This is a genomic window from Streptomyces sp. NPDC001941 (genome assembly GCF_040296945.1).
GTDB lineage: Bacteria > Actinomycetota > Actinomycetes > Streptomycetales > Streptomycetaceae > Streptomyces.
In genome coordinates this window covers 1-20491 of the sequence record NZ_JBEOYE010000040.1, presented here as the reverse complement: position 1 = coordinate 20491, position 20491 = coordinate 1, and the positions used below count along the sequence as shown (strand labels likewise).

Below are 20491 nucleotides of genomic sequence, written 5' to 3'. Positions count from 1 at the left end.
GCCGTCAGCCGTCAGCCGTCAGCCGTCAGCGGTCAGCGGTCAGCCGTCATCGGTCAGCTGTCATCGGTCAGCCGCCGGACCCGGCACGCCCGACCCGTTCTCCGTATGGCGCCCCGGCGCACGCGCGGCGAGCATGGGCGCATGGACATCCGGCTCGGATCGGCGACCGGGCGCTGGGTGGTGCTGACCACGGTGCTCGGCTCCAGCATGGCCCTGCTGGACTCGACCGTGGTCAACGTCGCCCTGCCCCACATCGGCGAGGACCTGGGCGCCGACATGGCCGCCCTCCAGTGGACCGTCAACGCCTACATGCTGACCCTCGCCGGGCTGATCCTGCTCGGCGGGGCGCTCGGTGACCGCTACGGGCGGCGCAAGGTGTTCGTGCTGGGCGTCGTCTGGTTCGCGCTGGCCTCGCTGCTGTGCGGGCTGGCGCCGAACGCGGGCGTGCTGATCGCGGCCCGGGCGCTCCAGGGCGTCGGCGGCGCCCTGCTCACCCCCGGCTCCCTGGCCATCATCCAGGCGAGCTTCCACCCCGAGGACCGGGCGCGGGCGGTCGGCCTGTGGTCAGGGTTCGGGGGCGTGGGGGCGGCGGTGGGCCCGTTCGTGGGCGGCTGGCTGGTGGACGGGCCCGGCTGGCGCTGGGTGTTCCTGCTGAACGTGCCGCTGGCCGCGCTGTGCGTGCCGGTGGCCCTGCGGCACGTGCCCGAGTCCCGGGACCCCTCGGCGCACGGCCGGTTCGACGCGCTGGGGGCCCTGCTGGGGGCGGGGGCGCTGGCCCTGGTCACGTACGGGCTGATCGGCGAGCTGTGGTGGGCCGGGGTGCTGGGCGTGCTGCTCGCGGTGGCGTTCGTGCTGTACGAGCGGCGGGTGGCGGACCCGATGCTGCCGCTGTCGCTGTTCTCGTCGCGCCAGTTCAGCGCGGTCAACCTGGTGACGCTCTGCGTGTACGCGGCGTTCGGCGGCTTCTTCTTCCTGGCCGCGCTCCAACTCCAGGTGGTGTCCGGCTACTCGGCGCTGGCCGCCGGGACCGCGCTGCTGCCGACCACCGTGCTGATGCTGCTGCTGTCCGCGCGCTCCGGCGAGCTGGGCGCCCGGATCGGGCCGCGCGTGCCGCTGACGGTGGGCCCGCTGCTGTGCGCGGCCGGGATGCTGCTGATGCTGCGGGCCGGTGAGCACGCCTCGTACGTACGGGACGTGCTGCCCGGCCTGCTCGTGCTGGGCCTGGGCATGGTGACCCTGGTCGCCCCGCTGACCGCGACCGTGCTGTCGTCCGTCGACACCGCCCGCGCCGGGGTGGCCAGCGGCATCAACAACGCGGCCGCGCGGGCGGCGGGCCTGGTCGCGGTGGCGGCGCTGCCGCTGCTCGCGGGGATGGGCCCGGAGGCGTACCGCTCGGCGGAGGAGTTCGGGGCGACCTTCCGGCGGGCCATGCCGATGTGTGCCGGGGTCCTGGTGGTGGGGGCCCTGATCGCGTGGGCGGCGGTGCGCCGGGCCCCGGCGGAGGACGCCTGCCACCCGGAGTGCCGGGTGAACTGCGCGGTGGGCTCGCCGCCCCTGGAGCCGGACGCGGCGCGGGCCCCGGCCGTGGACGACGCCCGGAACGGCGACGCCGGGCCCTCCGGTCCCGGGGACCGCTCCGACCTGTGACACTGGGGCACATGGCCATCCACGAGAACCTCCTGGGGGGACCGCCCCCCACCCGCCTGCCCGACGACCCGGAGCCGCGCGAGCTGCTCGCGGGCGGCACCCCGCCCGCCGAGGTCGCCGCGAAGTACCCGACCTCCTCGCTCGCCTGGGCGCAGCTCGCCGACGAGGCCTTCGACGGCGGCCGCGTCGTCGAGTCGTACGCCTACGCCCGTACCGGCTACCACCGCGGCCTGGACTCGCTGCGCCGCAGCGGCTGGAAGGGCCACGGCCCGGTGCCGTGGGAGCACGAGCCGAACCGCGGCTTCCTGCGGGCCCTGCACGCCCTGGCGCGCGCCGCGCAGGCGATCGGCGAGCAGGAGGAGTACGAGCGCTGCGCGACCTTCCTGCGCGACTCCTCGGAGATGGCCGCCAACACCCTGGGCTGAGCCGCCGACACCCCCTGGCCGAGCCGCCGGCTCCTCGGCGACCTGCGCCGGGCGGGGCTCCCGCGTGCTCGGCTGAGCGCTTCCGTAACAGGCCTGTCCCGGTCCTCGGACCGGGGCGGGCCTGTTCTCGTACGCCGGTACGATCGCACGCACCATCGATTCGCAGCCGGAACCGGAGGCCCCCCACGCCCTCTCCCCCCGCACCGGCCGTCCGCAGGGGAGAGTTCCGTCTTGGGCAAGCGCACCGCCGCACCGCAGGGCCGCCGTCGCGGCGGGGACGCCCGCCGTCGCCGTCGCCAGGGCCGCCGGGCACCGCTGCTGCGGCCCGTGCTGCTGGTCCTGGGCGTGGCGGTGCTCTGCCTGGTCGCGGGGGGTGCGTACGGGCAGCTGCGGGGCACCGGGGCGGACGGCGGCGGCCGGGTGGAGGCCGGGAACGTCGGAGGACCGGCGCCCGGGGCGTCCGCGACCACCGCCGCCGAGCGGCCCGTGATGCCGAAGCCCCGGTCCTCGCCGCCGCCCCCGGAGCGGGGTCCGAAGGCGGCCGGCACGGTCCCGGAGACGGGCAGCGGGACGTTCACCACCGCACAGTCCTCGGGCCGCGTCGTCGGCAGCGGCCCGCTGCGCCGCTACCGGGTCCAGGTCGAGAGCGGCCTGGACGTCTCCGCGGAGCAGGCGGCCACCGAGATCCAGAAGATCCTCGCGCACGGCCGGAGTTGGGCCGCGCACGGCCGGGGCTCCTTCCAACTGGTGCCGAAGGGTGGTGACTTCGTGATCCGGATCGCCACCCCGGCCACCGCGGACAAGCTGTGCCTCGCCCAGGGCCTGGACACGCACGGCGAGTTGAACTGCGAGACCGCCGACGGCGTGGTGGTGAACCTCAGGCGCTGGGTGCTCGGCTCCCCGCAGTACGACGGGCCGCCCTCCGAGTACCGCCACCTGATCATCAACCACGAGATCGGGCACGAGATCGGCGTCCGGCAGCACCTGGGCTGCCCGGGCCCGGGCAGGCTCGCGCCGGTGATGATGCAGCAGATCAAGGGCCTGGACGGGTGCCGCTCCAACGCCTGGCCGTACGACAACCGGGGCCGGTACGTCCCCGGGCCCCCCGTGCGATGATGCGGAGGGGCCCGCGGAACGCGAACGCGTGAGCGGGGCCCGAGGGGACCGGGGCTCCACGTCGTCAGGGAAGGAGCGGACCGCTACCCGGTAGTACGTATCGAGGAGACAGCGATGTCTGCACACCCCGATGCCTACGAGGCCGGTTCGGGCACCCCGAACCTGGACTTCGCCGGCACCACCCCCTACGAGGACTACGTCCAGGCGGACGTCCTCACCCACCTCCAGCACCCCCGCTCGGACGACCCGGGCGAGATGGTCTTCCTGGTCACCACCCAGGTCATGGAGCTGTGGTTCACCGTCATCGTCCACGAGTGGGAGACCGCCGGCCGCGCGCTGCGCGAGGACCGGCCCCGGGTGGCGATGGAGGCGCTCAAGCGCTCGGTGCGCGAGCTGGAGGCGCTGAACGCCTCCTGGCGGCCGCTGGCCCAGCTCACCCCGGCGCAGTTCAACTCCTACCGCGCCGCGCTCGGCGAGGGCTCCGGCTTCCAGTCGGCGATGTACCGCCGCATGGAGTTCCTGCTCGGCGAGAAGTCCGCGTCGATGCTGGTGCCGCACCGGGGCGCCCCGCGCGTGCACGCCGAGCTGGAGAAGGCGCTGCACCAGCCGAGCCTGTACGACGAGGTGCTGCGGCTCCTCGCCCGGCGCGGGCTGCCCGTGCCGAAGGAGGCCCTGGAGCGCGACCTGGCGCAGCGCTACGAGCCGTCGCCCGAGGTCGAGCGGATCTGGGCGGAGCTGTACGCGGGCGACCAGGACGACGAACTGGTGCGCCTGGGCGAGGCGTTGAGCGACGTGGCCGAGCTGGTGTGGCGATGGCGCAACGACCACCTGGTGGCGACCCGGCGGGCGATGGGCTCCAAGACCGGCACCGGCGGCTCCGCCGGGGTGGCCTGGCTGGAGAAGCGCGCCCGCAAGAACGTCTTCCCCGAGCTGTGGACGGCCCGCAGCCATGTCTGACACCCGGGACCTCCTGCGGGAGCGGGCCGCTCGGCTGGACGCGGCGGACGAACTGGCCGGTCACCGCGGGCTGTTCGCGCTCGACGAGGGCGTGTACCTGGACGGCAACTCGCTCGGCGCGCTGCCGAGGCACGTGCCGGACCGGGTGGCCGACGTGGTCGCCCGCCAGTGGGGGCAGCTGCGGATCCGCTCGTGGGACGAGAGCGGCTGGTGGACCGCGCCGGAGCGGATCGGCGCCCGGATCGCGCCGCTCGTCGGCGCCGCGCCCGGCCAGCTGGTGGTCGGCGACTCCACCAGCGTGAACGTCTTCAAGGCGCTGGTCGGGGCCGTGCGGCTGGTGGACGACGAGCGCCGGGACGAGATCGTGGTGGACGCGACGACGTTCCCCACGGACGGCTACATCGCCCGCTCCGCGGCCCGCCTGACCGGCCGCACCCTGGTGCCGGTCGCGCCCGGGGAGGTGGTGGACGCGGTCGGGCCGCGCACCGCGGCCGTCCTGGTCAACCACGTGGACTTCCGCACCGGCCGGCTGCACGACCTGCCGGGGATCACGGCGGCGGTGCGCGCGGCGGGCGCCCTGGCGGTGTGGGACCTGTGCCACAGCGCGGGCGCGCTGCCGGTGGGCCTGGACGCGCACGGGGTGGACCTGGCCGTGGGGTGCACGTACAAGTACCTCAACGGCGGCCCCGGCGCGCCCGCGTACCTGTACGTCGCGCGGCGCCACGCGGACCGCTTCGACTCTCCGCTGCCGGGCTGGAACTCGCACGCCGACCCGTTCGCCATGGACCCCGAGTACACGGCGGGCGAGGGCGCGGTGCGCGGCCGGGTCGGCACCCCCGACATCCTGTCCATGCTGGCCCTGGAGGCCGCGCTGGACGTGTGGGACGGGGTGGACGTGGCCGCGGTGCGGGCGAAGTCGCTGGCGCTGACGGACTTCTTCCTGGAGTGCGTGGGCGCCTACGCCCCGGCGGGCCGCGTCGAGTCCCTGACCCCGGCCGCGCACGCGGAGCGGGGCAGCCAGGTGGCGCTGCGGTGCGCCGAGGCCCCGGCCGTGATGGCGGAGCTGATCGCCCGGGGCGTGGTGGGCGACCTGCGGCGCCCGGACGTGCTGCGGTTCGGCTTCACGCCGCTGTACGTGTCGTTCGCGGACGCGGAGCGGGCGGCGGCCGAGCTGGCGGACGTGCTGGAGCGGATCCCGGCGGGGACGCCCGCCGCCTGACGGGCGTCCGGCGCGGGCGTCTGGAGGGCCTCCGGCGCCCGGTCGACCGCGGTGCGACTGCGGTGATCGGCGGGGGCGGTGCGGCTGGTACCGTCCCCGCTGATCAGCAGGACTGGTCCCCCACCCGTTCACCGAAAGGTTGGCGCGCATGACGGACTCCGCCGCTCGCGATGCCGCCGAGGAAGCGTCGGCCTTCTCGCACCCCCCTGTCGACCCGGACGCCACGCTCGCGTACGGCGAACACCCCGACCAGGTCGTGGACTTCTACGCGCCCAAGGGTGTCGAGGGGCCCGCGCCGCTGGTGGTGGCGCTGCACGGGGGCGCCTGGCGGGCGCCGTACGACCGCCGTCATCTGACGCCGTTCGCGGACTTCCTGGCCCGGAGCGGCTTCGCGGTGGCCAACGTCGAGTACCGCAGGGGCAGTTCGCTGCCGCACCAGGGGGCGAAGGCCCCGGTGGCGGGGCGCTGGCCGGAGACGTTCGACGACGTGGCGGCGGCGCTGGACGCGCTGCCCGCGCTGGTGCGGCGGGCGCTGCCGGGCGCGGACCCGCGGCGCACCGTGGTGGTGGGCCACTCGGCCGGCGGCCACCTGGCGCTGTGGGCGTCCTCGCGGCACGTGCTGCCGCCGGACTCGCCGTGGTTCCTGCCGTCGCCGCCCTCCTGGCGGGGCGTGGTGGCGCTGGCCCCGATCGCGGACTTCGCCTCGGCCACGGAGCTCGGGGTGTGCGGCGGCGCGGTCGGCGAGCTGCTGGGCGGGGCGGGCGTGGCCGCGTGGGCGGACCCGTCGCTGCTGCTGCCGACGGGGATCGCGACGACCGTGGTGCAGGGCCGCGAGGACGTGATGGTGCCGAGGGCGGTCGCGGAGGCGTACGTGGACGCGGCGGCGAAGGAGGGCGAGACGGTGGGCTGGACGCTGCTGGAAGAGGTGGGGCACTTCCCGCTGATCGACCCGTCGGCGGACGCCTGCGCGGTGGTGGCGGAGGAGATCGCCCAGCTGGCCTGGTGAGACCGGCCGGCCCGGTCGGCCTGGTGGGACGCGGGGTCGGCCCGTTCGGACGCGGGGCGGGGCGCGTAGTACTTGCGGGGGACGTCCGAGGATCCCTATCAGTGGTGACGCCCCGGGCCGGTGCTGTGCCTACCTTTGATGGTGTGAACCAGACGCATAACAGTCCGCACGGCGAGCAGCGGGAGAGCCGCAGCCCCGAATTCAGGCTGGCCATGGACGCCCTCGGCGGCCTGCGCCGGGACCTGCTGCACGACCCGCTGGCCTACCGACTGCTGCCGCCGCTGCCGGGGACGGGCCGCCTCGGCAGGCTGCCGGCCGGGCTGCGGCGGTGGGCGGTGTGGCTGCCGCACCTGCTCGTCATATCGGCCTGCCTGCCGGTGGCGATGGCGGCGTTCGCCTCCACCCACGACGGCTACGCGGGCGGGGACGTGGAGTTCCTCTTCACCGCCGGGGTGTCGTGCGTGGCGGTGCTGCTGACGCTGGTGCGGCCGGTGGCCGCGTTCTGGCTGTCGATGGCGTCGGTGCCGTTCGTGGCCTTCGTCGCGGACAGCTGGGAGGGCAGGCCGTGGGCGCCGAGCGCCTTCGCGGCGCACCTGGTGGTGCTGACGGTGGTGGCGCTGCGGACCCGGCCCAGGACGGGCTGGTGGATGTGGGGCCTGACCGGGGCGTTCGGGTACGTGATGGGCGTGGCGCTCGGGACGGGGCGCTCCAACAACACCCTGCCGCTGCTCTTCGTGTCCGGGATCGCGCTGCTGGTCGTCACGATGGTGCACATCCGGCGCACGGCGGCCCGCGAGGTCACCGAGCAGCAGACGGTGACGGCCCAGGAGCGCTCGATGCGCACGCTCCTGGAGGAGCGCACCACCATCGCCCGCGAGCTGCACGACGTGGTGGCGCACCACATGTCGGTCGTCGCGATCCAGGCGGAGGCGGCGCCCTACCGGGTGCAGGACCCGCCGCCGGAGCTGGAGCAGGCCTTCGTCACGATCCGGGAGAACGCGGTGGCGGCGCTGACCGAGCTGCGCCGGGTGCTCGGGGTGGTGCGGGCGGAGGACTACCAGGCGCCGGACGCGCCGCAGCCGACGCTGGCGGACCTGGACGGCCTGCTGGCGAACGTGCGGGAGGCCGGCCTGGGCGTGGAGAAGACGGTGACGGGCGCGGTGCGGGAGCTGCCGCAGGGCGTGGAGCTCTCGGCGTACCGGATCGTGCAGGAGGCCCTGAGCAACGTGCTGCGGCACGCGCCGGGGGCGTCGGCGAAGGTGGAGGTCGGCTATGTGCTCGGCGGCCTGGGCCTGCGGGTGGTGAACGGTCCGGCGCGGGGCCTGGTGAAGCCCTCGCCCGGTGCCGGGCACGGGATCACGGGGATGCGGGAGCGGGTGTCGATGCTGGACGGCGAGCTGACGGCGCGGGCGACGGAGGACGGCGGCTACGAGGTCGCGGCGTTCGTCCCGGTGCCGAGGGAGGAGCGGGCGTGACGATCCGGGTGCTGATCGTCGACGATCAGATGATGGTCCGCGAGGGCTTCTCGGTGCTGCTCGGCGCGATGCCGGACATCGAGGTGGTGGGCGAGGCGGTGAACGGCCGGGAGGCGGTCGCGCAGGTCGCGGCGTTGCGGCCGGACGTGGTCCTGATGGACATCCGGATGCCCGAACTGAACGGCATCGAGGCGACGCGGGAGATCGTCGCGGCGGACGGGGACGCCAAGGTGCTGGTCCTGACCACCTTCGACCTCGACGAGTACGTGTACCAGGCGCTGCGCGCGGGGGCCTCGGGCTTCCTCCTGAAGGACGCCTCGGCGCGGCAGCTGGCGGACGGGGTGCGGGTGGTGGCGGCCGGCGAGGCGCTGCTGGCGCCGACGGTCACCCGGCGGCTGATCACGGAGTTCGCCAAGGCGGCGCAGTCGCCCCGGGTGGCGCCGCTGGCGCAGGTGGGGGACCTGACCGAGCGGGAGACGGAGGTGCTGGTGCTGATCGCCCAGGGCCTGTCGAACGCGGAGATCGCCTCGCACCTGGTGGTCGCGGAGTCGACGATCAAGACGCACGTGAGCCGGATCCTGGTGAAGCTGGGCCTGCGGGACCGGACGCAGGCGGCGGTGTTCGCGTACGAGACGAGGCTGGTGACGCCGGGCTAGGACGGGTCCCAAGGGGCTTCGGGGGGCGTCAGGGGGTGTCTTCACACTCGCCGGGGCCCCGGCGTAGCGTCCGCACATGGACGATGTGGATGCGCGGACGGGCGGCGCGGCGGCCCGGGTGTTCGCCCCGGGCGACCCGGACTTCGTGGCCGACCCCTATCCGGGGTACGCGGAGCTGCGGGCGCGGGGCGCGGTGCACTTCTACGAGCCGACGAACCAGTGGCTGGTGCCCCGGCACGCGGACGTCTCGGCGCTGCTGCGGGACCGCCGTCTTGGCCGCAGCTACCAGCACCGCTTCCGGCACGAGGACTTCGGGCGGGTGGCGCCGCCGCCGGAGCACGAGCCGTTCCACGTGCTGAACGACCACGGGATGCTGGACCTGGAGCCGCCGGACCACACGCGGATCCGCCGCCTGGTGTCGAAGGCGTTCACGCCGCGCACGGTGGAGGGCCTGCGGCCGTACGTGGAGCGGCTGGCGGGCGAGCTGGCGGACGGCCTGGTGGAGCGCGGCGGCGGCGACCTGCTCACCGAGGTGGCGGAGCCGCTGCCGGTGGCGGTGATCGCGCAGATGCTGGGCATCCCGGAGGCGGACCGGCCGCTGCTGCGGCCGTGGTCGGCGGACATCTGCGGGATGTACGAGCTGAACCCGCCGCCGGAGACGGCGCGCCGCGCGGTCACGGCGTCCCTGGAGTTCTCGGCCTACCTGCGGGGGCTGATCGCCGAGCGCCGCGCGGACCCCGGCGACGACCTGGTCTCGGGCCTGATCGCGGCGCACGACGGCGAGGAGCGGCTGACCGAGCAGGAGATGGTCTCCACCTGCGTGCTGCTGCTGAACGCGGGCCACGAGGCGACCGTGAACGCCACGGTCAACGGCTGGTGGGCGCTCTTCCGCCACCCTGAGCAACTGGCGGCGCTGCGGGCGGACCGGGGACTGTTGTCCACAGCTGTGGAGGAGCTGATGCGCTTCGACACCCCGCTCCAGCTCTTCGAGCGCTGGGTCCTGGAGGACGTCGAGATCGGGGGAGTGGTGGTGCCGCGCGGCGCGGAGGTGGCGCTGCTGTTCGGCTCGGCCAACCGGGACGGCGAGGTCTTCGCGGACCCGGACCGGCTGGACCTGGCGCGCGCCGACAACCCGCACATCTCGTTCTCGGCCGGCATCCACTACTGCTTGGGCGCCCCGCTGGCGCGCCTGGAGCTGGCGGCCTCGCTGGGGGCGCTGCTCGACCGGGCCCCGGGCCTGGACCTGGCGGAGGAACCGGTCCGCAAGGGCTTCGTGATCAGGGGCCTGGAGGGGCTGCGGGTCACGGTGTGAGAAGGGCCTGTGCTCACCGGTCACCCGGTGGGCACAGGCCCTCACTCCCGTACCCGGTCCGTCCCCTACGACAGGAACGAGTTGATCTCGATGGTCTCGGTGCGGCCGGGGCCGACGCCGATCGCCGAGATCGGGGCGCCGGACATCTCCTCCAGCGCCTTCACGTACGCCTGCGCGTTCTTCGGCAGGTCGGCGAAGGTCTTCGCCTTGGTGATGTCCTCCGACCAGCCCGGCAGGTACTCGTAGATCGGCTTCGCGTGGTGGAAGTCGGTCTGCGAGTAGGGCAGCTCCTCGACCCGCTTGCCGTCGATCTCGTACGCGACGCAGACCGGGATCTGCTCCCAGCCGGTGAGCACGTCGAGCTTGGTCAGGAAGAAGTCGGTGAGGCCGTTCACGCGCGTCGCGTACCGGGCGATGACCGCGTCGAACCAGCCGCAGCGGCGGTCGCGACCGGTGGTCACGCCGCGCTCGCCGCCGATGCGGCGCAGCGCCTCGCCGTCCTCGTCGAACAGCTCCGTCGGGAACGGACCCGCGCCCACCCGGGTGGTGTAGGCCTTGAGGATGCCGATGACGCGCGTGATCTTCGTCGGGCCCACGCCCGCGCCGGTGCAGGCACCGCCGGAGGTCGGGTTCGAGGAGGTGACGAAGGGGTACGTGCCGTGGTCCACGTCGAGCAGCGTGCCCTGGCCGCCCTCGAAGAGGACGACCTTGCCCTCGTCGATGGCGTCGTTGAGGATCAGCGTCGTGTCGGCGACGAAGGGCTTGATCTGCTCCGCGTACTGCAGCATCTCCTCGACGATCTTCGTCGACTCGATGGCGCGGCGGTTGAAGACCTTGGCCAGGAGCTGGTTCTTCTGCTCCAGCGCCGCCTCGACCTTCTGGCTCAGGATCGACTCGTCGTACAGGTCCTGCACGCGGATGCCGACGCGGTTGATCTTGTCCGCGTAGGTCGGGCCGATGCCGCGGCCGGTGGTACCGATCTTGCGCTTGCCGAGGAAGCGCTCGGTGACCTTGTCGAGCGTGACGTTGTACGGCGTGATCAGGTGCGCGTTGCCGCTGATCAGGAGCTTGGAGGTGTCGACGCCGCGCTCGTTGAGTCCGCTCAGCTCGGAGAGCAGGACCGCCGGGTCGACGACGACGCCGTTTCCGATGACGGGGGTACACCCCGGCGACAGGATTCCGGAAGGAAGAAGGTGCAGCGCGTACTTCTGGTCGCCCACGACGACCGTGTGGCCGGCGTTGTTGCCGCCCTGGTATCGCACTACATAGTCAACGGACCCACCGAGCAGGTCGGTGGCCTTTCCCTTGCCTTCGTCACCCCACTGAGCACCGAGCAGCACAAGTGCGGGCACAGGCGTACACCCCTTCCGGGCGGGGCATGTCCAAGGTCAGGGGGCAGTACAAACGTCGTACGACGGTGTACGACACAGCCTGATCCGTCGAACCGGTTGCCCCGGAATAGACGAAGCCCCTGGCGCAATAGCGCAAGGGGCTCTTGCACAAAGATGCTACCCGAGGAAGGACCGAGGTGTCGGCTCCCGACCAGCTCCTTGTGGTGATCGACCCGGTCGCACGGCGTGGGGACGGTGAATCCGTGAGGATCGCCAAGGACGTCCTGTGCGCCGGATCGGCCGCGAAGATCTGCCTCCCCGACGACGCGGAGGAGTTCGCGAAGGCCCTGTCCCGCAGGGGTTCGCGCCGTCCCGTCGTCATCGGCGACGACCGGGCGCTGCTGCGGGCGGTGTCCCTGCTGCACCGCTCCCGCGGCCTGTCCGACAGCGCCCTCGCCCTGGTCCCGGTCGGCAGCGCCGCGTCCCTGGAACTCTCCGCGTCCCTCGGCGTCCCGCAGGGTGCGGTGGCGGCGGCGCGGGCGGTCCTCGAGGGCACGGAGAAGCGCCTCGACCTGCTGGTGGACGACAGCGACGGGGTGGTGCTCGGGGCCCTGCGCATCCCGGCGCTCCCGCTGGCCGCGGCCCCCGCGCCCTCGGTCTGGCACCAGTGCCGCTCGCTGGTCCGCACCCTGGTGCGCCCGGCACCCCCGGCGCCCCACCGCTTGCGGGTGGAGGCGGACGGGGTGGTCCTGGCGGACGTGGACGCGCCGGTGTCGGCGGTGGCGGTGCGCGCGGGCGACGGCACCGGCTACGCGGAAGTCCTGGTCCGCCCCCTGACGGGGAGCCCCCTGCGGGTGGAGGCGGGGACGGTGACGGTGTCGGGGCCGGACTTCCGCTACCGGGCGGACACGATGGTGACGGGGCCGGTGAGGCGCCGCACCTGGACGGTCCGCCGAGAAGCCTGGAGCCTGCTGGTCCCGGCGTGAGCTGGGCCTCCTGGCCCCCGCCCCGCCGGGCCCGAGCTCAGGGCCCGGGCCTCCGGGGAGACCGGCGACCCACCGGGCCGGTCAGGTCGACTCCATGTCCCTGTGGCGAAGGGCCGTCAGGCCCAGGGTCACCAACCCCACCGACACCGCCACCAGGACCCCCACCGCCCCCCACCCCACCTCGCCCCCCGGCAGCTTCGGGAGGTGGGCGAAGGGGGAGACCCCCAATCCCCATGACGGGAGGTCGAAGGCCGCGCCCAGCCACCCCACCCCCAGGCACACCCCCGCGTACCCCCACCCCAGCGGCGCGAGCCGCGGCGACACCCCGTACAGCAGCACCGCCACCGCCCCGATCACCCACACCCCCACCACCTGCACCAGGGCCGCCCCGAGCACCGCACCCGCCCGGTGGCCGTACCCGACCGCCAGGCCCGCGCCGCCCAGCAGCATCACCAGCGCGGCCCCGCCGAAGGCGACCGCCAGGTGTCCGGCCGCCCAGCGCACCCGGCCCACCGCGCCCGCGAGGACGGGTTCCGCGCGGCCGGAGGTCTCCTCGCCGTGCAGGCGCAGCACGGACTGGACGACGTACAGCGCGGCCACCATCCCGAGCATCCCGGTCATCGCCGCCAGGAACGCGTCGGTGAGGCCCTGCTGCCCGCCGAGGCGCTCCAGCATCTCCCGGGTGCGGGCGCTGTCGCCCACCAGGTCCGCCGCCCCCTGCGTCATCGCGCCGAACATCAGCCCGGCGAGCAGGAAGGCGACGCCCCAGCCGAGCAGGCTGCCGCGCTGGAGCCGCCAGGCCAGCGCCCCGGCCGTGCCCAGGCGGCCGGTGGCGGGTCCGGGGCGGGCGGGCAGGAAGCTCATCCCGATGTCGCGGCGCCCGGCCAGCGCGTAGGCGAGGGTGGTCTGCGCGGTGACGGCCGCCGCGAAGAGCAGCAGCACCCACCACCGCTCGGCGGCGAAGGCCCGCAGGTTCTCGGCCCAGCCGATGGGGGAGACCCAGGTCAGCGGGTGCGACCCGTCGACGGCCGCCGCGTCGCCCGCCTGCTTCAGGACCCAGGCGAGCCCGAGCACCGCCGCGGTCAGCCCGCGCGCCAGCCGTGCGGTCTCGGTGAGCTGGGCGACCAGGGCCGCGGCGGAGGCGAACAGCATGCCGGTGGCGCCGATGCCCAGGCCGAGCGCCAGCGCGCCCGCCGCTCCCTGGGCGGCGAGCCCGGCCGTGGTGAGGAGGGCGATCGCCGCGTTGGCGGCGGCGGCGAGCAGGAGCGCCGCCGTCAGGGGCGCGCGGCGGCCGACCACGGCGGCGGAGAGCATCTCCTGACGGCCCGTCTCCTCCTCCTCGCGGGTGTGCCGTACGACGATGAGCAGGCTCATCACCCCGGCGAAGGCGGCCATGAAGGCGAGGTAGCGCCAGGCGACGAGGGCGCCGAGGGAGTCGTCGAAGATGGGGCCGTAGAGCGAGCGCAGGGAGCTGTTGGCGGCCATGGAGCGTACGACTCCGGCGCGTTCGGCGGGGGTCGCGTAGAGCTTGCCGAGGGTGCCGGCGGCGCTCGCGGTGGTGCCGCCGACGAAGAGCACCCAGAGCGGGAGCATCACGCGGTCGCGGCGCAGGGCGAGCCGGAAGAGTGCGCCGGTACCGGCGAGTTGCCGGGAGCGGGCGGTGCGGGGGACGGGCCCGGCGAGGGTGGCGGTCATCGCGCGGCCACCTCGTCGGTGGCACGGGCCGCCGCGCCCTCGCCCTCGTTCGCGTAGTGGCGCAGGAAGAGCTCCTCCAGGGTGGGCGGGGTGCTGGTCAGGGAGCGCACCCCCGACCCGGTGAGCGAGCGCAGGACCGGGTCGAGCTTGTCCGAGTCGACCTGGAGCCGCACCCGGTGGCCTTGGACGTCGAGGTCGTGGACGCCGGGGAGCGCGGCCAGGTCGCCGGGGGCGCCGGCCAGTTCGGCGGTGACGCTGGTACGGGTGAGGTGGCGCAGGTCGGCCAGTGAACCGGTCTCCACCGTGCGGCCGTTGCGGATGATCGACACCCGGTCGCAGAGGCTCTCCACCTCGCTGAGGATGTGTGAGGACAGCAGGACGGTGCGCCCGCGCCCGCGCTCCTCGCGCACGCACTCCTGGAAGACCTCCTCCATCAGCGGGTCCAGGCCGCTGGTGGGCTCGTCGAGGACGAGCAGGTCGACGTCGGAGGCGAAGGCGGCGACGAGGGCGACCTTCTGCCGGTTGCCCTTGGAGTACGTACGGCCCTTCTTGGCCGGGTCGAGCTCGAAGCGTTCGAGGAGCTCGGCGCGGCGGGCGCGGTCGAGGCCGCCGCGCAGCCTGCCGTACAGGTCGATGACCTCGCCGCCGGAGAGGTTGCGCCACAGGGTGACGTCGCCGGGGACGTAGGCGATCCGCCGGTGCAGGGCGACGGCGTCGCGCCAGGGGTCGCCGCCGAGCAGCCGGGCGCTGCCGGAGTCGGCGCGCAGCAGGCCGAGCAGGACGCGGATGGTGGTGGACTTCCCGGCGCCGTTGGGGCCGAGGAAGCCGTGCACCTCGCCGGTGCGGACGGTGAGGTCGAGCCCGTCCAGGGCGTGGGTGCGGCCGAACGACTTGTGCAGTCCGGAGACCGAGATGGCTTCGGCCGGACCCGTCATTGCCTTCGTCATGGTTCCGAACGTACTGTGTTTTCACAAACTTGTGAAGTTAAGGAAGCGTATAAAGTCGGATCACGGGCGCGGGGCGCGAGGGGAAAGGGACACGATGACCGACATGGCCGACATTCCGAGGGCCGCGAGTGCGGCGGCACCGGACCCGGAGGACCGCTCCCGCTTCGTGGAGCGCTTCGCCGGGGAGCTGACCGAGGCCGGGATGCAGCGCATGGCCGCGCGCGTCTTCGCGGCGCTCTTCGCCTCCGAGACCGCGTCGATGACCTCGGCCGAACTCTCCGGGCAGCTCCAGGTCAGCCCGGCGGCCGTGTCCGGCGCGATCCGCTACCTCACGCAGGTCAGCATGGTCAGCCGCGAGCGGGACCCGGGGACCCGGCGCGAGCGGTACGTCCTGCACGACGAGCTCTGGTACGAGACGTTCACCAGCCGGGACCAGGTCCTGGTCCGCTGGGAGAAGGTCCTCAAGGACGGCGCGCGGGCGCTGGGCGAGGACAGCCGGGCGGGGGTGCGGGCGGCGGAGACGGCGGAGTTCTTCGAGTTCCTCCAGGCGGAGCTGCTGGGCCTGATGGACCGCTGGCGCGCGCACAAGGACGCGCGGGGCGGGTGAGCCCGGCTCCGCACGCCTACGTGCTGCGGAAAAACTGCCAGGGCCCCCCGTCCAGGTCCATCGCGTACAGCAGCAGCCGGTCCTTGCCGCCCTCGCGCGAGAAGCGGTAGTAGCGGGCCCCGTCGAGCACCTGGCACTCGTCGTCCGAGCTGTTGCGGTCCACGTCCGGCGGCCCGAGCACCAGCAGCCCGCCCACGGCGCCCACCACCGACGTCTCGGTGCAGTGCAGCAGTTCGCCGTCCACGCTCTTGCCGGTCAGCTCGTCCCACTGCGGACGGGTCACCTCGACCCGCACCAGGCTCGACCCCACCGGCCCCTGGGCGATGTGCAGCCGGGTGTCCCACAGCTGCCGCTGCCCCTCGGGCACCGCCCCCACCGGCGGTAGGGTCCAGTCGCCCACGAACTGCGCCGGCACCGCCGCCGACCCCTTCGCCGCCCGCTTGAAGGTGGCCGTCAGCTTCCCGGACCGCCACTCCAGCAGGTCCTCCGAGCGCACCGTCAGCGTCTGCGCCGAGGTCCCCCGGCACCGGTCCCGGTTCCCGCTCTCCACGGTCCCCGGCCCGAACGCCACCTTCTCCGCGCTCGCCGACACCAGGGCCGCGCGCCCCATGCACAGCTTCTCGCCGTCGACCTGGACGTACACCCCGGCCTTCTCGCCCAGCGCGCCCTGCGAGATCTCGATCCGGGCGGTGGCGTACGGGCGGTCGGCGACGCCCTCCGTCACGCCTTCCCACGCCCCGAGGAACCGTTCCGGCACGACCCCGGTGGCGCGCTCCTTCCCGCCGCCACCGCCCTCGGGCCAGTACGCGGAGGCGAGCGCCCCGCCACCGCCCAGCACGGCGAGCGCCACGACGACGGCCAGCGCGACGCGCCCGCGCCGCCGACCGGCCCGGGACGCGGGCGCGGTGACCCCGGACTCGGACGCGGCCACGGACCCCGTTTCCGCAACGGCCCCGCCCCCGCCCCCGGACTCCTCCCCATCCACCTCAAGGACCTGCTCCGCCTGCCGCCCCAGCCGGGCGAGCACCGGTGCGGGCAGCCAGGGGTCGGTGGTCTCCAGGTGCTGGGCGAGCTGGTCGGCGGGCGGGCGCGCGCCGGGGTCCTTGCGCAGGCAGGCGCGTACGAGACCGTCGAGTTCGGCCGGCAGGGCGGTGAGGTCCGGCTCGTCGCCCACGATCTTGAACATCATGGAGTGCGCGCCGCTGCCGGACTCGCCGAACGGCTGCCGGCCGGTCGCCGCGTACGCGAGGACCGCGCCCAGGCTGAAGACGTCCGAGGCCGGGCCGACCCGCTCCCCGCGCACCTGCTCGGGGGACATGAAGGCGGGGGAGCCGATGACCGAGCCGGTGGTGGTGAGGTCGGCGACGGTGTCGTCGGCGCGCACGATCCCGAAGTCGATCAGGCGGGGGCCGTCGACGGTGAGCAGGACGTTGGCGGGCTTGAGGTCGCGGTGGACGAGCCCGTGGGCGTGGATGTGGGCGAGCGCGGTGGCGAGCCCGGCGCCGAGCGAGTTCACGGACGCGACGGGCAGGGCGCCCTCCTGCCCGACGACATCGCTGAGGGACGGCCCGGCGACGTAGGCGATGGCGACCCAGGGGGCCTCGCAGTCGGTGTCGGCGCCGAGGAGCTCGGTGATCCCGGCGACCCCGCCGAGCCGCCGCAGGGCGGCCACCTCGCGCCCGAACCGGTGCCGGAACTCGGGCTGCTGGGCGAGCTGGGGGTGGACGACCTTCACGGCGACCGCGCGCCCGCCCCCGGACCGGGCGAGGTAGACCCGGCCCATGCCGCCCGAACCGAGGCGTCCGACGAGGCGGAAGGGGCCGATGTGGGTGGGGTCTTCGGAGGTCAGCGGGTCCACTGAACAGAGCATGCCAGAGCTTGGTCACCGCCCGGTCTCGCTCCGGGAGGGCCTTCGCGGGGCGGGCGGACGGTACACCCAAGTCGTCCGTCCCGTACGGAACTTGGTCTAGACCTTGACAGGTCCAGACCAATCCGCTTCCGTGGTGGACGGAACCCCACACCGACGGAAGGACGCACCCCCATGACCCGTCCGCCCCTCACCAGACGCCTCGCCACGCTGCTGGCCGCGCTCTGTACGGCCATCGGACTCACCGTCCTGCTCCCGGCCAGCAGCGCGACCGCCGCGAGCTGCGTGGCCGCGTGGAACTCCTCGTCCGTCTACACCGGCGGCATGACCGCCTCCTACAACGGCCACAACTGGCGCGCCAAGTGGTGGACCCAGAACGAGCGCCCGGGCAACACCGACGTCTGGGCCGACCAGGGCACCTGCGGCGGCGGCACGGACCCGGGCAACCCGGACCCGTCCGGATTCGTGGTCAGCGAGGCGCAGTTCAACCAGATGTTCCCGAGCCGGAACTCGTTCTACACGTACAGCGGCCTGACGGCGGCGCTCAGCTCGTACCCGGGCTTCGCGAAGACGGGCAGCGACACGGTCAAGAAGCAGGAGGCGGCTGCCTTCCTGGCGAACGTGAACCACGAGACCGGCGGCCTGGTGTACGTGGTCGAGCAGAACCAGGCGAACTACCCGCACTACTGCGACACGAGCCAGCCCTACGGCTGCCCGGCCGGCCAGGCGGCGTACTACGGCCGCGGCCCGATCCAGCTCAGCTGGAACTTCAACTACAAGGCGGCGGGCGACTCGCTCGGCATCGACCTGCTGAACAACCCCTACCGTGTGGAGCGCGAGCCGGACATCGCGTGGCGCACGGGCCTCTGGTACTGGAACACGCAGAACGGCCCCGGCACCATGACCCCGCACAACGCGATGGTCAACGGTGCCGGGTTCGGGCAGACGATCCGTTCGATCAACGGCTCGCTGGAGTGCGACGGCCGCAACCCGGCGCAGGTGCAGAGCCGCGTGAACAGCTACCAGCGCTTCACCCAGATCCTGGGTGTCGCACCGGGGGCGAACCTGTCCTGCTGAGCCTGCGGCTCGCGCGCCCCGTCTCCCCGGTCAGCCCTGCCAGGCCACGAAAGCGGACCAGGCCCGGGGGGTGACCGAGAAGACGGGGCTGCGGGGGAGCTTGGAGTCGCGGACGTGGATGGAGTGGGGGCAGGGGGCGACTTCTACGCATTCGCCGCCACCGCTGTCGCTGTGGGTGGACTTGCGCCAGGGGGCGGAGACCTCGATGCATTCGCCGCCGCTGCTACTGCTGTAGGAGGACTTGCGCCAGTCGTAGGCGATTTCCACGCAGTTGCCACCGCCGCTGTCGCTGTAGCTGGACTTGAACCACCGGAGGGTGTTGCTCATCTGCTCTCTCCCGCCAACCTCTCGATGAGGCCCAGCGATTCACGAGGATCCAGGGCCTGTGCTCGGATCTTCGCATAGCGCTGCGTGTATGTACTCACCTTTGCAGGGTCGGAGATCAGCAGGCTCTCGCCCTGGATTTCGAGGAACACCAGGTGCACGTGATCCGGTGTCTCCAGCAGGTTCATGCTGCCTCGGTCTCCTGCGTACTCTCCGCTCAGCCCGGCCTCTAGGGGCAGCACTTGTGCTGTGACGTTGCGCCTTCGAGCGCACTCCGCCAGATGTAGCAACTGCCCCCGCATGATCTCTCGGCTGCCGATCGGGCGCCGCAGGGCGCCTTCTTCGATGACTAGCTCAATCAGGACAGGTGGCTCCCTGTCAAAGAGCGCCTTCCGCTCCATTCGAGCCTGTACCAGCGTCTCCACGCGCTCTTCGGAGAGCGGTGGATATCCCCCGCCGATCAGAGCCCTCGCGTAGTCCTCGGTCTGGAACAGCCCGTGGATCACCAGGGTTTCGTACAGGTGCAGCGCAACCGCCTCCTGCTCCAGCGAGGCGTACCCCTGGAACTGAACCGGGTACTTCTCCTCCCGTACGAACCGCCGTGCCGTCTCGAAGATCTCCATCTCGTTGCCGAGCACCCGCTCCAGCTTCACGAGCATCTGGTCGCTCGGTGGTTGCGCCAGCGTCTCCAGTGCGCTGACCGCCGCCGCGCTGAACCCCAGCTCCACCCCCAACTGCTCCTGGGTCAGGCCCCTCTTCTTCCGCAGCTCGCGCACCAGCGCGGCCACCATCCTCGTCGCCGGACCCGCGATCTCCTTGTTCTCCGAACGCGCCATTTTCGACCACCGATTCTTCTCGATCGGTCTCAACCGAACTCAACCGGTCTCAACCAGATGTCGGCCAATTCAACCGCGCTCAACCGGCGTTTTCGCAGGTCAACCGTAGTGGGACCAGTTCCGCGCAGCCGTGGAAAACGCTAGCGGCGCGCCCCAGAGTTGTCCCTGTGGATGCGGTGAATCAGGACGTAAACCTGGAATGGGTACCGGTTTCCGGATTTCAACTCCGCAGGGCCGGGGTGCAATTCGACGCGGTACGGATCGACGACGAGGACGGGCGGAAGCTGGCCGACGTCCTGGAGGAGCTGACGGGGGGTGACCCGGGCCCGATCGTGATGGCGGAGAACGGGAGGCGTGGGGCGTACTTCCTGGTGCCGCCGGGGTCGACGGCGTACCGGCGGTGGCCTGCGGGGGCGGTGAGGTTCAGTACGTCTCCGGGGCACGTCAGCTACGTACCGATCCCGGCGCTGAGCGGGGCGACCTGGCCCCTGTGGTGGCGGGTGCCGCCGAAGTGCCCGGGGCGGTTCGTGCATCCCCTGCTCCTGCGGAACGCGGCGACCATCTTGCTGTCGGGCTCGCCTTGGAGCGCGACCACACCCGGCAGTTGAGGTGCGGGGTACGCGTGTGAGCCCGGTGGGTCTGGGAGCGGTCATTCGGCTCCGGTAGCAGAATCCAGCCCCTCCGGCGTTTGAGGAGCGGGGTCTGGGGCGGAGCCCCAGGGACCCGGGCCCGTCGGCCCCGCGCCAACCGGGGTCGCGGTACCCGCCGGAGGCTTTCGGGAAGGGGCGGGGTGGGGTACGCCCCTTGGGCCTCGCCCACGAGAACCCGAGCGCATCCGGGGTGCGGGCCTGGGAAGTCCCCTACCCACCCCTTCCCGAAAGCCTCCGGCGGTAAAGGGGGACGGGTATTCCGGGGGCTCCGCCCCCGAACCCCGGGCGGGGCTCCGCCCCTGCACCCCCTGCGGGGCTCCGCCCCTGCACCCCGGGCGGGGCTGGCCCCGGGCCCCGG

General features: G+C 73.3%; 18 protein-coding genes. 12 read left to right on the top strand and 6 right to left on the bottom strand.

The features are described from left to right. Window positions 1-141: 141 nt before the first annotated feature. The 9 genes from ABT160_RS25020 to ABT160_RS24980 all read left to right on the top strand — a co-directional run bounded on the left by ABT160_RS25020 (window position 142) and on the right by ABT160_RS24980 (window position 9813). On the top strand, window positions 142-1647 hold the full coding sequence (locus ABT160_RS25020; RefSeq protein WP_351650024.1) for an MFS transporter: 1506 nt from the start codon (window positions 142-144) through the stop codon (window positions 1645-1647). Window positions 1648-1658: 11 nt separating this feature from the next. Then, window positions 1659-2072, top strand: coding sequence for a DUF3151 domain-containing protein (locus ABT160_RS25015; protein WP_351650023.1), 414 nt, complete (start codon window positions 1659-1661; stop codon window positions 2070-2072). Window positions 2073-2303: 231 nt separating this feature from the next. Then, entirely contained in the window at window positions 2304-3188 is an 885-nt protein-coding gene (locus ABT160_RS25010) for a DUF3152 domain-containing protein (RefSeq protein ID WP_351650022.1), read from the top strand. Between the two features lie 114 nt (window positions 3189-3302). After that, window positions 3303-4145 (top strand): tryptophan 2,3-dioxygenase family protein, encoded by an 843-nt coding sequence (locus tag ABT160_RS25005; RefSeq protein ID WP_351650021.1) that lies wholly within the window; start codon window positions 3303-3305, stop codon window positions 4143-4145. Further along, entirely contained in the window at window positions 4138-5364 is a 1227-nt protein-coding gene (gene kynU / locus ABT160_RS25000; RefSeq protein WP_351650020.1) for a kynureninase, read from the top strand. The genes ABT160_RS25005 and kynU overlap by 8 nt, the downstream gene beginning before the upstream one ends. Before the next feature lie 148 nt (window positions 5365-5512). Then, window positions 5513-6370: an alpha/beta hydrolase gene (locus ABT160_RS24995; RefSeq protein ID WP_351650019.1), complete on the top strand. Its 858-nt coding sequence runs from the start codon at window positions 5513-5515 to the stop codon at window positions 6368-6370. A gap of 212 nt (window positions 6371-6582) precedes the next feature. Then, window positions 6583-7845 (top strand): sensor histidine kinase, encoded by a 1263-nt coding sequence (locus ABT160_RS24990; RefSeq protein WP_351650089.1) that lies wholly within the window; start codon window positions 6583-6585, stop codon window positions 7843-7845. Next, window positions 7842-8501 carry a response regulator gene (locus tag ABT160_RS24985; protein ID WP_351650018.1) on the top strand — a complete coding sequence of 220 codons (660 nt, stop codon included), beginning with the start codon at window positions 7842-7844 and terminating at the stop codon, window positions 8499-8501. Before ABT160_RS24990 ends, ABT160_RS24985 begins: the two co-directional genes overlap by 4 nt. 76 nt (window positions 8502-8577) lie before the next feature. Beyond that, a complete protein-coding gene (locus ABT160_RS24980; protein ID WP_351650017.1) occupies window positions 8578-9813 on the top strand; it encodes a cytochrome P450 in 1236 nt (411 codons plus the stop codon). A 65-nt stretch (window positions 9814-9878) separates the two neighbouring features. Here ABT160_RS24980 and ABT160_RS24975 read toward each other — a convergent pair whose 3' ends face one another. Further along, window positions 9879-11165, bottom strand: a complete 1287-nt coding sequence (locus ABT160_RS24975) for an adenylosuccinate synthase (RefSeq protein ID WP_351650016.1) — start codon at window positions 11163-11165, stop codon at window positions 9879-9881. Window positions 11166-11341: 176 nt separating this feature from the next. Here ABT160_RS24975 and ABT160_RS24970 point away from each other — a divergent pair, with 176 nt between their 5' ends. Further along, window positions 11342-12130 (top strand): diacylglycerol kinase family protein, encoded by a 789-nt coding sequence (locus ABT160_RS24970; RefSeq protein WP_351650015.1) that lies wholly within the window; start codon window positions 11342-11344, stop codon window positions 12128-12130. 81 nt (window positions 12131-12211) lie between these two features. Here ABT160_RS24970 and ABT160_RS24965 read toward each other — a convergent pair whose 3' ends face one another. After that, window positions 12212-13825 (bottom strand): ABC transporter permease, encoded by a 1614-nt coding sequence (locus ABT160_RS24965; RefSeq protein ID WP_351650014.1) that lies wholly within the window; start codon window positions 13823-13825, stop codon window positions 12212-12214. Further along, window positions 13822-14772, bottom strand: a complete 951-nt coding sequence (locus ABT160_RS24960) for an ABC transporter ATP-binding protein (RefSeq protein WP_351650013.1) — start codon at window positions 14770-14772, stop codon at window positions 13822-13824. The genes ABT160_RS24965 and ABT160_RS24960 overlap by 4 nt, the downstream gene beginning before the upstream one ends. 103 nt (window positions 14773-14875) lie before the next feature. Between ABT160_RS24960 and ABT160_RS24955 the strand changes: the two genes are divergently transcribed. Next, window positions 14876-15379 carry a GbsR/MarR family transcriptional regulator gene (locus ABT160_RS24955; RefSeq protein WP_351650012.1) on the top strand — a complete coding sequence of 168 codons (504 nt, stop codon included), beginning with the start codon at window positions 14876-14878 and terminating at the stop codon, window positions 15377-15379. 16 nt (window positions 15380-15395) lie between these two features. Here the strand turns inward: ABT160_RS24955 and ABT160_RS24950 are convergent, their stop codons facing one another. Next, window positions 15396-17237, bottom strand: a complete 1842-nt coding sequence (locus ABT160_RS24950; protein WP_351650011.1) for a serine/threonine-protein kinase — start codon at window positions 17235-17237, stop codon at window positions 15396-15398. 183 nt (window positions 17238-17420) lie between these two features. Between ABT160_RS24950 and ABT160_RS24945 the strand changes: the two genes are divergently transcribed. After that, window positions 17421-18323: a glycoside hydrolase family 19 protein gene (locus tag ABT160_RS24945; protein ID WP_351650010.1), complete on the top strand. Its 903-nt coding sequence runs from the start codon at window positions 17421-17423 to the stop codon at window positions 18321-18323. A 30-nt stretch (window positions 18324-18353) separates the two neighbouring features. Here the strand turns inward: ABT160_RS24945 and ABT160_RS24940 are convergent, their stop codons facing one another. Further along, window positions 18354-18650 carry a DUF397 domain-containing protein gene (locus ABT160_RS24940; RefSeq protein ID WP_351650009.1) on the bottom strand — a complete coding sequence of 99 codons (297 nt, stop codon included), beginning with the start codon at window positions 18648-18650 and terminating at the stop codon, window positions 18354-18356. Then, window positions 18647-19483, bottom strand: a complete 837-nt coding sequence (locus ABT160_RS24935) for a helix-turn-helix domain-containing protein (protein WP_351650088.1) — start codon at window positions 19481-19483, stop codon at window positions 18647-18649. The genes ABT160_RS24940 and ABT160_RS24935 overlap by 4 nt, the downstream gene beginning before the upstream one ends. Window positions 19484-20491 lie beyond the last annotated feature (1008 nt).

What these genes read in the sequence shown, in the direction of transcription:
- ABT160_RS25020 (WP_351650024.1), top strand. Translation starts at nt 142, where the DNA reads ATGGACATCCGGCTCGGATCGGCGACCGGGCGCTGGGTGGTGCTGACC.
- ABT160_RS25015 (WP_351650023.1), top strand. Translation starts at nt 1,659, where the DNA reads ATGGCCATCCACGAGAACCTCCTGGGGGGACCGCCCCCCACCCGCCTG.
- ABT160_RS25005 (WP_351650021.1), top strand. Translation starts at nt 3,303, where the DNA reads ATGTCTGCACACCCCGATGCCTACGAGGCCGGTTCGGGCACCCCGAAC.
- kynU (WP_351650020.1), top strand. Translation starts at nt 4,138, where the DNA reads ATGTCTGACACCCGGGACCTCCTGCGGGAGCGGGCCGCTCGGCTGGAC.
- ABT160_RS24995 (WP_351650019.1), top strand. Translation starts at nt 5,513, where the DNA reads ATGACGGACTCCGCCGCTCGCGATGCCGCCGAGGAAGCGTCGGCCTTC.
- ABT160_RS24990 (WP_351650089.1), top strand. Translation starts at nt 6,583, where the DNA reads ATGGACGCCCTCGGCGGCCTGCGCCGGGACCTGCTGCACGACCCGCTG.
- ABT160_RS24980 (WP_351650017.1), top strand. Translation starts at nt 8,578, where the DNA reads ATGGACGATGTGGATGCGCGGACGGGCGGCGCGGCGGCCCGGGTGTTC.
- ABT160_RS24965 (WP_351650014.1), bottom strand. Translation starts at nt 13,825, where the DNA reads ATGACCGCCACCCTCGCCGGGCCCGTCCCCCGCACCGCCCGCTCCCGG.
- ABT160_RS24960 (WP_351650013.1), bottom strand. Translation starts at nt 14,772, where the DNA reads ATGACGAAGGCAATGACGGGTCCGGCCGAAGCCATCTCGGTCTCCGGA.
- ABT160_RS24955 (WP_351650012.1), top strand. Translation starts at nt 14,876, where the DNA reads ATGGCCGACATTCCGAGGGCCGCGAGTGCGGCGGCACCGGACCCGGAG.
- ABT160_RS24945 (WP_351650010.1), top strand. Translation starts at nt 17,421, where the DNA reads ATGACCCGTCCGCCCCTCACCAGACGCCTCGCCACGCTGCTGGCCGCG.
- ABT160_RS24940 (WP_351650009.1), bottom strand. Translation starts at nt 18,650, where the DNA reads ATGAGCAACACCCTCCGGTGGTTCAAGTCCAGCTACAGCGACAGCGGC.
- ABT160_RS24935 (WP_351650088.1), bottom strand. Translation starts at nt 19,483, where the DNA reads ATGGCGCGTTCGGAGAACAAGGAGATCGCGGGTCCGGCGACGAGGATG.